Raw genomic sequence first — 13,846 nt, forward strand, 5'->3', positions numbered from 1 at the left:
TTAGTAACCTTCTTTACTCTCTGTTCCTTCAACTATTGATATTGATCTTGATGTACCAAATCTTGTAGCACCAGCTTCATACATTTTAATTAAATCATTTGCATTAGCAATTCCACCGGCAGCTTTAATTTGAATTTGATCTTTAACAACTGATTTCATTAAAACAATATCTTCTAGTGTAGCACCACGATATGAAAATCCAGTTGATGTTTTGATAAATTCGGCTCCTGATTTAACTACAATTTCTGATACTTTAAGAATCTCTTCTTTTGTTAAAAGTGCTGTTTCAACAATAACTTTAAGAATGTTGTGAGGCATTACTTTTTTAACTGTTTTAATATCGTTTAAAACATATTCATAATCTTCTTCTTTAAATTTACCAATATTAATTACCATATCAATTTCATCAGCGCCATGTCTAATAGCTAATTCTGCTTCATGTGCTTTAGCTTGTGGAATTGAAGCGCCTAATGGAAATCCTACAACAGCAGTAATTCCAATTTGTGTTCCTTCTAATTTACTTTTTGCATATTTAACTCATGAAGAATTAACACAAATAGTTTTAAAATTGTATTCTTTTGCTTCAGCAATTAACTTATCAATTTCTTTTTTAGTGCCTTCAGGCTTTAAGTATGTATGGTCAATTAATTGAGCCATTTCGTTTTTTGTCATATTGCAACTCCTTTTTTATTAATTAATTATATATTAATTTATTTAATATATAAAATAAGTAATTAGAACAAAAATAATTACAATTTTTAAAATAATAATAAATTAGATAAAATTAATTTTTGAAATGTAATAAATTTTATATTTTTTTTATAAATAAATTTAAAGAATTTAATTTTTACATTAAACTAAATTTTTATTATTTATAATTTTTGAAACTTTAAATATAAAGGAGTTACTTTTGAAAAAAGCATTTGCATGATCATCAATTTTAACTTTAATAATTATTGCAATTCCAATAGTTAGTATTTCAAAAATTAAAATAAATAATAATTCAAAAAACACAATTTTAGAGAAAAAGAACATTAGTTTTGAAAATAAAAAATCTATTTTAAAAAGAGCTGATTATGAAGAACAAAAATATGAAAAAATATTAGAAAAGCAACAAAAAGTTAGTTTAAAAAAACAAAGTTATAAAACGCAAAAGATAAACTTAACAAAACAATCAAATAGTTTTTTGAAAACATTATCTAGCTCAGCAATTCCTTGAAAAACAATTTTATATTCAGCTTTTGGATTAGTTGGTGGCGCCTGCGTTACTTATGGAGTTTATGAAGGTATTAAATATATTTTCAGAAAACCAAAAGGATGAATTATTAAACATAAAAATGAAACAAATATAGCAAACATTTATTTTTCTAATAATAATGGTTTTTTAAATAATAATGGTATTTATTCTAATTTAGCCGAAAAAAAAGAAAACAATAAATATTGATTGCCTCGCAATGGCCATAGTTCTTTATATGTAAAAATAACATTAAATTGTAATAATAATACTGTAAAAGATACAAAATATAAGCTAAAAGATGGCAAATGAAGTTTAATTGATGGGCAAAATAATGTTACTAATGATTATATATTCGAAGAAAAATATTAATTAATATTTTAATATATACTATTTTTTATTTTAAATTGTTACTGTTTTTTATTTAAAACAACACTTTTAATATTAAACATTTTTACATTTATTTTAATTTTTATATTGCCAAAAATTATGAAAATAATCATAATAATTTCAATAATAATAGCATTTTAAAAAGTGAATATACTAGATTTAATGTTAATTTTTTTTAAAAAAGCTAACTATAAAAAACTAAAATTTTAAATAATAATAGTAAATGTTAAATTTATTAACTTGCAGACTTAAGATAAGATTTAAAATAAACAATAAAAAATACTAATATATTAGTACTTTGAAAATATTATTTTCGACATATTATTTCCGTTTTATATGTATAAACTATTTCAGTAATTTCTCTTGTTTTTTCTATTGTCGGATTTATATATTTATAAATACCATAACCAGTTCCGAATACTAAACCAAGCTCAATAAGTGATGCAAATATAATTCCAGCAATTTTTTTACCGCTTATTTTTTTGTTTTTGGCTATTTGTTTTACTTCTTTATCTTCTTTAATAACTTCTTCGTCTTCTTCAATAATTTCCTTTTCAACAACTTGCTCATTTTTTAATTCTACAGGCACATTTGTAATAGGAGTTGTTTCTTCTTTTACTATGTTGTTAACTTCATCATCAATTTCTATGTTTACTGAAACTAATGAGTTATCTTTATATATGTTTGCCTCTTCTTTTTTAATTTTTTCTGATATTTTATCTACATAACTATTTATATTACTCTTTTCAGTATTAACTTCTTTTTCAATTTTTAAATTACTTTGGCAAGATAAACTTAATAAAGGTGTTGAGATTAATAACGTACTAAAAAGAGAAATTTTAAATATCTTTTTCATTTATATCCTCTCTTATCTATTTGAATTATTTTAAATTTACTAATAAATATATTAATAAATTGTTAACATATTTTAGCACATTTTAAATATTTAATTAAAATTTTTTTAATTATTTAATTATAAGCATTAAATTATCTACATAATGGTAAAAATTAATGTTTTAATTAAAATATTTCAAGTTTTGGAGTTAGATTTAATTTTTTAAGTCTGTTTATATAAATATAGTATTTAAAAATAAAGCATAAGAATTCTAAAGCGCTTTTAAAATATTAAATAGCATTAATAATTTTAAATAATATCAGTGTTATTTAAAAGATTTAAATTTAAAGATAAATTTAACAATTACACAATAATTATAAAAAAACACTTTTTATAATTTGTTAAATTTGATTGTTGATAATGAAAATATAATTTTAAGAAAAATAAATAATAAAATTAAAAAAATATTAAAATAATTTTTTTACAATTATTTAATTATTTATTTCGAGATTTTTATAAGAGAAAGCTCAAAATCTTTTTGTTATTTAAAAAAGACCAAATTATAATTGAAATGAGCATTGATAAAAACGGAATATTTATTTTTTTAAAATTATTAAAAAAAATACTATCAATTATAATATTTTTATTTCACTCATATTTAAAATGAATAAAACGCCTAATCTTAAAAAAGTAACCATAATTGTCTATAAAAATATGTCAATTAATAAAGATATAAGGTTTTATAAAAATATTGCATTAATTATATTATTTTTTATTGTTTAAAAACTTTGCATTTAAAAAAACGAGTTATAAATAACCTAATTTTATAACAAAACATAAAGAAAATGAATACAATTTATATGAAAATAATAATAAAGTTGATAGAAATATTCAAAAAAATCATTACTAACATTAACTTATAAAATTAAAAAGATTAAAAAAAGAATCAAAATTTAATAAATAATTTTACTAAAAGATAAAATTCACAAAATGTTGTTGTAATTAATAATATTATTGGAAATAAAAAATATAAGTTTTATAAAAAAGTCAAAAAAAATAGAATTAACTTTTATTTATAACAAGATTTTGAAAATTGAAAAATTTGATGAATATTACGTTTACAAAACTTTAAAAATAGATTTAAAATTTGTTAATATTATTAAAATATATTATAAGTAATGACAAATTAAAAAAACTTCAAAATTCTAAGAAGTCTTTTAAGAATTGGACTAGTTTATGTTTGAGACAAAAATATATTAAAAAGCACCTTATTATAAACTTTATTGCATTAGTAATTTTGAAATATTTTTCATATTTAATAAATTTATTTTATAAAAGACTTTTGTAGTCACAAAAATAATCAGAGATTTATTAATTGATGCGCTAATTTTAAAGATTTTTGTTAAGTTTTATATATTAATGAATTAAATGATATTAATAAAAGAAATAAAATAAACTAAAGTTTACATTTAAAGAATATGAAAAAGCAAAAATAAAAATATAAAATTAACAAAAAATTAAATTTAAAAAATTTAAAGCTTATATTTAAGTTTTTTGTTAATGACATTAAAACTAAAAATGAACACAAAAAAAGCAAGGAGCCACAGTAACTTGCTGCGACACCTTGCCTCTATTCATTTTAATAAAAGACATCATCTTAAATTTGCAGATGTTTTTCTTAATATATTGAATATTTTTTTAAGTGCTATTTTTAATTTTGTAAATTTTTATTTTTTAAAAATCGAACTTACTTTCATTTCTTCTGCCTTGCCAATTCTTATTCAATGTATTATAGTTTCTGTAGTAATCTCTCTTATAATAGATGGATTTATATATTTATAAATACCATAAGCAGTTCCAAATACTAAACCAAACTCAATAAGTAATGCAAATACAACTCCAGCAACTTTTCTGCCATCTATTTTATAGTTTTTTGTAGTCTTTTTATTAATAATTTTGTTTTTTATTTCTTCTTTATGATTTTCTTCTTCCTTTTCATCTTTTTCTTCTTCTAGAGAAATTTTTTCAACAACTATTAAATTTGCTTCAACAGAGTTTTTTTCTTCTTTTGCAATTATTTCTTCTTGTTTTTGTATAAATTGCTCATTATTTAATTTTATAGGAATCTCTATATCATCAGAATTTACTTCTTTTTTCATTATGTTGTTAACTTCATCATCAATTTCTATATTTACTGAAACTAATGAGTTATCTTTGTATGCATTTTCCTCTTCCTTTTTAATTTTTTCTGATATTTTATCTAAATAATTATTTATATTACTTTTTTTAGCATCAACTTCTTTTTCAATTTTTAAATTACTTTGGCAAGATAAACTTAATAAAGGTGTTGCGATTAATAACGTACTAAAAAGAGAAATTTTAAATATCTTTTTCATTTATATCCTCTCTTATCTATTTAAATTATTTTAAATTTACTAATAATACATTAATAAATTGTTAGTAAATTTTAACACGTTTTAAATATTTAAATGAAATTTTTAAAATTATTTAATTATAAACATTAAGTTATCTGCGCAATGGTAAAAATAGATGTTTTTATTAAATTATTTGAACAAAATATTAAATTATTTATAAATAAAAATAAATTTTTTAAAAACAAAAAAATAATTTTGATACAAAAAAACATTGTCAAATGACAATGCTATTCAAATGATATATTAATAATTTCTACAGAATATTTAGTTGGAGCATCAACTTCAATAACTTCACCAATACGATGTCCTAAAACAGCTAGCGCTAATGGAGATTCATTTGATATTTTTTTATTAAGTGGGTCAGTATCAATTGCGCCAACAATTTGAAATTCAATTTCTTTTTCATTATCTAATCTTTTAATTTTAACAAATGAACCAATTGTAATGTGTTCAGAATGTTCTGATTTAATAACTTCTGCATTTTGAAGAATATTTTCAATTTCTAAAATTCTTGATTCAATTTTTGCCTGTCTATCTCTAGCGGCGTCATATTCAGCATTTTCAGAAAGGTCACCTAATTCTCTCGCCTCTTTAATTTCTTCAATAACAGCAGGACGCTCAACATCAATTAAGTTTTTTAATTCATTTTGTAACTTATCATAACCTTCCTGCGTTAATAACATTTTATTATCTTTAGCCATATATGCTCCTTTAATTATTTTTAATTATAAATTATTTTTTACTATTAAAAGCAAATTTTTATATAGTGAATATTCATATTTAATATTGAATTTTTCAATAGTATAAATTAATGCAGTTTTGGAAAATTTATCCATTGATTCAATATTAACAATGATCATTCCGCGATCATTTAATTGTTTTAAATTTTCTTGCATACTATTAAAATTTAATTCTTCAAAAGAAATATAAATTAAATCATATGTTTCGACTTGCATTTTATTAACATTGTAAGTTAAATCATGATCTTGTAATATTTTAAAATTTTGTTGATTAATTTCTTTTTGAAATATATTGGCAAATTGAATTTGTTTTTGAATAGCATAAGCTATATATTCATGATTTTTACTTACTAAAATATTTTGATATGAATTAACATAAATACAATCAAGTAAAAAGTCGACATCTTTTTCGTTAATTTTATATTTGAGCAATTTCATAACGTCAGAAGATATTTCTCCTTTATTGGGGCGAACAATAAAAGGGATAGAACCTGCTCCACTTTTTTTGACAATATTGTTTTTAACAATAATAAAAACAATTGAAGTTACCAGTGAAATTAAAATAGCTACAATTGCACTAATTCCTAATATTATTTTTGATGTTGTTCAAAAATTATTGATTAAGTTCAATTTCATCACCCCCTTGCAAATATCTTTCTAATATAATTTGTGCTGCTAAAGAATCTTTAAAGTTTTTTTGCTTTTTTCTAGTTAAATTACCTTGCCTCATAATTTCTCTAGCTTGTTTAGTGCTTTGTCTTTCATCAACTAAGACAATTTTTTGTGAAAAATTATTTTTAAGTAAATAGTAATATTCTTCAATAAGAAAAGTCGTTTCACTCTTATTGCCATTCATTTTTTTAGGGTAACCCACAATAATAGTGTCTACTTGAAAACATTTTAAAATATGAAGTAAATTTTTTTTCAATATTTCAAAATTCATTGGTTTCGCATAAATTGTTTCTAATGAACTAGCAAACATATTATATGGATCACTAATAGCTATACCACAAGAAATTGTACCAATATCAAGAGCAATTTTACGCATTTAATTCTCTATTTAAAATTGATATTAAATTTTCTTTTTCTAATTTAGCACATCTTCCCATTGCATAAATAGCATTTCCTCCGCCCTTACCTTGTAGGTGCGAAAATAACTTATTTAATAAAACATTAGAATTAATTATATGTGAAGAAATTGCTACTAATGAAGCATTATTATTTTCTGAAGCTAAAATAATAATGCTTTCTTTATTTGCTTCTCTTAAGGAAGCAGCTTGAACACTTAATGAAGAAGAAGGAGCGTTTAAATTAAATAAAATTTTAAAATTATAAATTTTTATTTCTTCTACTTCTATTTGCTTATTAGCTTCTTGTTTAGTTCTTTCTTTAATTGTTTTAATTTGTAATTCTTTAAGTTTTTCAATGTGCTTTTCAATTTTTTCAATTTGTGAATAATTATCAAATTTTTCAATAGAAAACGCTATATTTAATTCTTTAAGTTTATTTTGAATGCTTTGTAATTCTTCAAGTTTTTGTTTAAATAATTTTTGATTGTATTCATTAACTAATTTATTTGAAGTTATTGCTCTAATTCTGTAAACACCAGCTTGTTTTTTTTCAACAGAAATAATCTTAAAATCTTCAATAAATTTAGTATGTTCAACGTGAGTTCCGCCACAAAGATCTTTAGTTACGCCTTCAAAGCTTACCATTCTAACAGCATCTTTATTCATATACTTAATCTCTTCAAGCGTCATATAAACATTTTGTTCTTTAGCTTGTTCTAAACTTATAATGTTATAAGTTCTTTTAACATCATTTTGTATTACTTTTTTAAATTCATTTTCAATATTTTTAATATCTTGTTTTGAAAGTTTTTTATCAGCCGGATAATCAAAAGTAAAACGCTCTTGCGTAATATCACTACCTAATTGTTCAACAGAATTACCTAAATATTTCCTTAAAATAGAAAACATAATATGAGTAGAACTATGATTTCTAGCCATATTAGCACGTATATCTTCATCAACAAAACACTCAACAGGAGCTTTTTTATTTACCTGTCCTTCAACTAAATGAACATGATTGTTATGTTTATCTTTAAATACATCAAGAATTTTTATTATATTACCATTTTGTAATAAGTAACCTTCATCATGATTTTGTCCACCTGAAGTAGCATAAAAAGGAGTAGTATCAAGAATAATATAACCTCTAGTTTTAATTTCTTCTAGCTCATTTTCTTCATCAAACATTTTTATAATATTTGCTATTCCCTTTGTTGTTTCATATCCAGAAAATTTAGAAATATTTTTATTTATAATATTTAAATAGTTAATAACATTTTTCATTGCATTAGCTATTTTAGTTCTAGACTTATTAGCATGAATTTCCTTCTCTTTTTCTAATTCTTCTTCATTAATTTGAATATTATTTTCTTTTAAAATTTCAATAGTTAATTCAAATGGGAATCCATAAGTTTCATATAATTTAAATACAGTTTGAGCATTAATATTTTTATTAATTTTAATTTCATTTAATAATAAATTTCTACCCTTTTCAATAGTTTTAGCAAATAATTCTTCTTCTTCCTCAACAATTTTGGCAACTTTTTTAACATCATAATCAAAAACTAACGATTTTTGAATTATAAAAATTAATTTATGAAGAAAAGTTTTATCTTTAATTTTAAGAATAAATGATTGATAATAACTTCTTCTTATTAATCTTCTTATTATATATCCTCTTCCAACATTAGAAGGCAGCGCACCATCACCAATAGCATTAGCTACTGTCCTCATATGATCAGCAATAATTTTGAATGCAGTATTAATTTGATCAACTTGTTTATTTTTTTTGAAGTAATTATTAATATCATATTTATAAGAAGTATACTTTTCAATTTCTCTAATAATTGGAAGAAATAAATCAGTATCATAATTAGTGGGTGCATCTTGTAAAATAGCAACAATTCTTTCTAAACCGGCACCAGTATCAATATTTTTTTGAGCTAATTCAGTATAATTTCCTTTTCCATCATTATTAAATGTTGAAAATACAATATTTCATATTTCAATATAACGATCATTTTCAAGATCTTTTTCTAATAATTCAATACCTCTTTGGTCGTATTTTTCTCCACGATCAAAAAATATTTCCGTATTAGGCCCACAAGGCCCAGCACCATGTTCTCAAAAGTTAGTTTTTCTATCACCCTTAACCATATGAGTTTTATCAATGCCAAATTTAACTCATAAATTATAAGTTTCAATGTCATCTTTATAATATGTAATGTAAATTTTTTCTTTAGGCAATTTTAATCATTGTGTAACAAATTCATAGCCTCATTCAATAGCTTCTTTTTTAAAGTAATCACCAATTGAAAAATTACCTAACATTTCAAAAAATGTATGGTGTCTTGTTGTAATTCCAACATTTTCAATATCATTTGTTCTAATTGCTTTTTGAGAATTTGTTAATCGATTACTTTCAGGCTTAATTTTTCCTGAAAAGTAATCTTTTAAAGTTGCAACACCAGAATTAATTCAAAGAAGTGAATCATCATTTACTGGTATTAAATTTTTAGTTGGAATCACTAAGTGTTTTTTCGATTTAAAAAAATCTAATCACATTTGTCTAATCTCTTTTGAACTAATCATTTTTTTCTCCTTTATTGAAGTATTTTTTTATCATTTTTATATCTTCAGTATTTATTTCTTTATTAGTAAATCTAATTTCTTTATTAATACTTAAAGAAAGGTTTCTATTAATAACATTGAATTTATTAACTTTAAAATCAATAAATTCAATGTAACTTCTTTCCTGAACTTTTAAAGCGCAAAAGAAAGAAAATTCATCTATTTCAATAATAGCAGCATAAACGCCTTCAGGAGGCTTAATTAAATTTGGTCAAGCAAAAGAAAGAGAAGCATCAAGTAGAATATTTATTGTTCAATCAGTTACCATTAAACTATTAGCAAATTCTATATATCCTAACATAATTTGATTTTTAATCAATGTAGAACTAATTTTAGTGCCTCTAATTTTTTTTAATTCAACACAGATGCTGTTTGGATATCAAACTAAAATATCATTAGTATTATTACTAGCTTTATAACCAAAGCGAAAATCATCTCCAAAAATAAAACGCGCATTTTGATTTGAAGAAATAATTTCAAGAAATTGCTTGCCGCTTAAAGAAGAAACTGCTTCAAAGTCAATTATTTTAACATATTCAAAACCAATATCTGCCGCTATTTGTAATCTAGTATTAAGATCAAAAATATTTTTTTGATTTGATTTTGGAAGAATTGAAGTATCTTTAAACAACATTAAAATAGCATTTTTAGAAAGAGTTAATGCTTTTTTAAAAAGATCATAATGACCCAAATGAAAGCTTTCGAAACCTCCTAAAACATAAATATTATTTTCAACTTCAATTTTATCTTCAAATCTATAAACTTTCATAATCATTACAATTATAAACATTTATATATTTAATATTATTATTTATAATAATTATTATTTAATGTAAAAAATAAAATAAAAGCAAAATAAAGTTATTATTTTGCGCCATACATTTTAAGATAAAACTAATAACGAATTTACATTTTCATTAATTAAAACAATTTTTATTTTTTTACTATTTCCAATATATTTATCAACATTTATAACAATATCCAATTGCTTATCTCAATTAATTCTTAAGGGAGATTCAAAGAAAATAAATTTTATTAATTCTTCTTTTTTAATGCGAAATATTTTTGAAAAATCAAGAGTATAATCATAATCAAAATTTTTTATATTACCTTCTGAATCAATTGCTTGCTCTTTACTTACTACAATTTGCATATCGTTAATTTTTTTAGTAATTTCATTTGTTGAAGTTAAATAATAATAGTAATTATCATCTAATGTAATAATAAAAATAGTTTCTTTAAAATTCTTAATTTGATATTTATCTTTAAACTCCTTTTTAAGAGTGATTGGAGTTAATGTTTTGATATTTATTTTTTTCATAAAGCAATTCTAACAATCTTAAAAGTAACTATTTTCCTAAATTTTTCCCACTTAATAAAATAAGTTATTTTTTATTAATAATTATAAAATTTCCTATAAAAATAAAAGATTTTTTATATAATATTTAAATAGCATGAATGAGATTAGATATCAAGAAAATAAGATTACAAAAATAACATCAAGCGCCTTAATGCTTAGTGTTATTTTTGTATTAGGATTTTTTTTGCGTTTTATCAAATTTAATTCATTTTTAAGTTTTAATTTTTCATTTGTTATTATTTATATAACATATAGATACATTTCAAAAAAAGGAGCGTTTTTAATAGCATTTCTAAATGCTATTATTTCTCCAGCTATTAATGCACAAGGATATGAACCAGGAATAATGTTGGGTCATTTTATTTTATTATTAAGCATAATATTATTTGTGCTTTTTTTAGATTTATTTCAATTTATTATTCCTTTTAAAAAGTTGATATTTAATATTTTTCAACTTTTATTAGCAACAATTGCAGCTTCAATAATAATTACATTATTAAATGTATATATTTTTACAGCAATTTATTTTAAAATTTATCATACAATTAATTCATTTTCTTATACTGAAATAATAAAAAAATGAAACATATTTCGCGGTTTATTTTTCAATATGAATTCATATTTTTTAGGTGCCGGAATTACTTACTTTACATTTAATATTATTAATATAAGTGTTAATTCAATTTTAATTCTACTTTTACAAAACCCTGTTAAAAAGATTTTTTCTTTCAAATTTTAATAATGCCTATTACTTTTATATCTTAGAGTCCTAATTTAGTTCTTTTATATACTTATTTTATTCTTATTTATATATAATTTAAATCGATAAAATGAGGTATTATGGTTTATGATTTTAAAAATATAGAACAAAAATGACAAAAACTTTGACTTGAAAAAGATGCTTTTGAACCTAATAAAAATTTAAAATTACAAAAAAAATATGTTCTTTCAATGTTTCCTTATCCATCAGGAAAATTACATATGGGTCATGCAAGAAACTATGCTATTTCTGATGCGATAGCAAGGTTTTTTAGAAAAGAAAATTTTAATGTTTTTCACCCAATTGGATGAGATGCTTTTGGTTTACCAGCTGAAAATGCTGCTATTAAAAATGGAACTGAGCCCTCAAAATGAACTAGAGATAATATAGAAAATATGAAAAGCCAATTAAAATCATTAGGGTTTTCTTTTGCTTATAATCACGAATTAGCTACTTGTGATTATGACTACACTAAATGAGAGCAATTTTTATTTATTAAATTATATGAAGCAGGGTTAATTTATAAAAAGAAAGCAAAATTAAATTATTGTGAAAAAGATCAAACTGTTTTAGCTAATGAACAAGTAATTAATAATAAATGTTGAAGGTGTGATAGCGATGTTGTTATTAAAGAGCTTGAACAATATTATTTAAATATTAAAAAATATGAAGAAGAATTATTACAAGATCTTAAATTACTTGAAAATAAATGACCTACTCAAGTTTTGAAAATGCAAAAAAACTGAATTGGCAAGACAGAAGGTTTTAATATTAAATTTAAACTAGAAAATATTTATGATGAAATAGAAGTATTTGAATCAAAAAATATTAATTTTAGTAAGATAGCTTTTGTTAATATTTCGCCAGAGCATAAATTAGTTGAAAAATTAGTTAGTGTTGAAAAAATTGATAAAGAAATCATTGCAAGCATAAAACTTTCAACAAACGATTTAACACTTAAAGATGTTAAATATTTAATTTTACCTATTTTTGCTATTAATCCTTTAAATAATAAGAAGTTACCAATTGTTGTTACTAATTATGCACATATTAAATTTAAAAATGAAATTTCATTAGGATTTTTTAGTGAAAACTTAGCTAATAGAGATTCGCAAATTATTAAAGAGTTATTTTTAAAAGATGAAAATGAAGAACTAAATTTTAAAAATAATGAATCAATTAAAAAAGCAACTCATTTTAACTTAAAGGATTGAGGAATTTCTAGACAAAGATTTTGAGGCACGCCAATTCCCTTAATTATTTGTGATGAGTGTGGAATTGTTCCAGAAAAATTTGAGAATTTGCCTGTAAAGCTTCCACAAATTAAAACACTAATTAATTCTCAAACTGCATTAGCTCAAAATGATGAATTTATTAATACAACTTGCTCAAAATGTAATAAACCAGCTAAAAGAGAAAGCGATACTCTTGATACATTTGTTGAATCATCATGATATTTTATGAGATATCCAGTTCCTAAAGATAGAAGATGAGATGAAATTTTTTCAAAAGAAACAGCATATTTTAATACAGTTGATTATTATGTTGGTGGTATTGAACACGCCATTCTTCATTTACTTTATTCTCGTTTCTTTACTAAGGCATTAAGAGATTTAAGTCTTATTTCTTATGATGAACCTTTCGAAAGATTAATTACACAAGGAATGGTTCTTAAAGATGGGGCTAAAATGTCAAAATCAAAAGGAAATGTAGTTGAACCTTCTGATTTAATTAATAAATATGGAGCTGATACAGCGCGTTTATTCATCTTATTTGCGGCGCCGCCTGAAAAAGATTTAGAATGAAATCCAGCTGGCGTTGAAGGGTGTTATAAATTTATTAATAAATTAGTTAACTATAGTGGTAGAGTTATAAAAGTTGATAAATTTATTAAGGCTAATGATTTAAATATTCAAGAAAAAGAGACAAGAAAAAAAATTCATCTTGCTTTAAAAAAATATTATGAAATATTTCAAGCTGCTGATTCTAGTTTTTCATTTAATACTATTATTGCTTTATCTATGGAAATTATTAATGATTTAGAGACAAGTTCTAATGTAACACTTTGAACTGAAGCTTATTATGTTCTTTTAAATATTTTAGAGCCATTTATTCCTCATATATGTTCTGAGCTTTCTTCAAAACTATTTTATTCTTCTAATCTCAAACATTTAGAAGTTGATGAAAGTGCTTTTGAATTAGGTTATAAAAAATATGGAATAACAATTAATGGAAAGCTTCGAGGGGAAATATTAGTTTTAGACACTGAAACTAAGCAAGAAATTCTAACTAAAGCAAAAGAAGCAGTAGCTAAATGACTTGAAAATGTTGAAATACAAAAAGAAATTTTTGTACCCGGGAGATTAGTTAATTTTGTTATTAAGTAATTTA

General features: G+C 22.2%; 12 protein-coding genes. 3 read left to right on the top strand and 9 right to left on the bottom strand.

Annotation, left to right across the window (positions count from 1 at the left end; all coding sequences use genetic code 4):
- A complete protein-coding gene (gene deoC / locus QMA87_RS00890) occupies positions 1–672 on the bottom strand; it encodes a deoxyribose-phosphate aldolase (protein ID WP_283823548.1) in 672 nt (223 codons plus the stop codon).
- 238 nt (positions 673–910) lie between these two features.
- On the opposite strand from deoC, the gene QMA87_RS00895 reads away from it, so the two are divergent.
- Positions 911–1,606: a hypothetical protein gene (locus QMA87_RS00895; protein WP_283833683.1), complete on the top strand. Its 696-nt coding sequence runs from the start codon at positions 911–913 to the stop codon at positions 1,604–1,606.
- 325 nt (positions 1,607–1,931) lie between these two features.
- On the opposite strand, the gene QMA87_RS00900 is transcribed toward QMA87_RS00895, so the two are convergent.
- The 8 genes from QMA87_RS00900 to QMA87_RS00935 all read right to left on the bottom strand — a co-directional run bounded on the left by QMA87_RS00900 (position 1,932) and on the right by QMA87_RS00935 (position 10,656).
- Entirely contained in the window at positions 1,932–2,480 is a 549-nt protein-coding gene (locus tag QMA87_RS00900) for a hypothetical protein (protein WP_283830173.1), read from the bottom strand.
- Positions 2,481–4,186: 1,706 nt separating this feature from the next.
- Positions 4,187–4,855: a hypothetical protein gene (locus QMA87_RS00905; RefSeq protein ID WP_283833684.1), complete on the bottom strand. Its 669-nt coding sequence runs from the start codon at positions 4,853–4,855 to the stop codon at positions 4,187–4,189.
- Positions 4,856–5,121: 266 nt separating this feature from the next.
- Positions 5,122–5,595, bottom strand: coding sequence for a transcription elongation factor GreA (gene greA / locus QMA87_RS00910; RefSeq protein ID WP_283823554.1), 474 nt, complete (start codon positions 5,593–5,595; stop codon positions 5,122–5,124).
- Between the two features lie 24 nt (positions 5,596–5,619).
- A complete protein-coding gene (locus QMA87_RS00915) occupies positions 5,620–6,270 on the bottom strand; it encodes a BC85_0335 family putative methyltransferase (RefSeq protein WP_283827385.1) in 651 nt (216 codons plus the stop codon).
- Positions 6,248–6,682 (bottom strand): Holliday junction resolvase RuvX, encoded by a 435-nt coding sequence (gene ruvX, locus QMA87_RS00920; RefSeq protein WP_283823556.1) that lies wholly within the window; start codon positions 6,680–6,682, stop codon positions 6,248–6,250. Before ruvX ends, QMA87_RS00915 begins: the two co-directional genes overlap by 23 nt.
- The gene (alaS, locus tag QMA87_RS00925; protein WP_283833685.1) at positions 6,675–9,296 is read right to left on the bottom strand and encodes an alanine--tRNA ligase; all 2,622 of its coding nucleotides are present in this window, start codon (positions 9,294–9,296) and stop codon (positions 6,675–6,677) included. Before alaS ends, ruvX begins: the two co-directional genes overlap by 8 nt.
- A complete protein-coding gene (locus QMA87_RS00930) occupies positions 9,289–10,104 on the bottom strand; it encodes an FAD synthase (protein WP_283830169.1) in 816 nt (271 codons plus the stop codon). Before QMA87_RS00930 ends, alaS begins: the two co-directional genes overlap by 8 nt.
- A 114-nt stretch (positions 10,105–10,218) precedes the next feature.
- Entirely contained in the window at positions 10,219–10,656 is a 438-nt protein-coding gene (locus tag QMA87_RS00935) for a hypothetical protein (protein WP_283823560.1), read from the bottom strand.
- Between the two features lie 133 nt (positions 10,657–10,789).
- Here QMA87_RS00935 and QMA87_RS00940 point away from each other — a divergent pair, with 133 nt between their 5' ends.
- Together QMA87_RS00940 and QMA87_RS00945 are read left to right on the top strand one after the other, a co-directional pair.
- Positions 10,790–11,434: an MPN527 family putative ECF transporter permease subunit gene (locus QMA87_RS00940; RefSeq protein ID WP_283823561.1), complete on the top strand. Its 645-nt coding sequence runs from the start codon at positions 10,790–10,792 to the stop codon at positions 11,432–11,434.
- A 101-nt stretch (positions 11,435–11,535) separates the two neighbouring features.
- Positions 11,536–13,842: a class I tRNA ligase family protein gene (locus QMA87_RS00945; protein ID WP_283833686.1), complete on the top strand. Its 2,307-nt coding sequence runs from the start codon at positions 11,536–11,538 to the stop codon at positions 13,840–13,842.
- The last annotated feature ends 4 nt before the right edge of the window (positions 13,843–13,846 follow it).

The organism is Mycoplasma phocimorsus (assembly GCF_030077875.1).
Classification (GTDB): domain Bacteria; phylum Bacillota_I; class Bacilli_A; order Mycoplasmatales; family Metamycoplasmataceae; genus Mycoplasma_H; species Mycoplasma_H phocimorsus.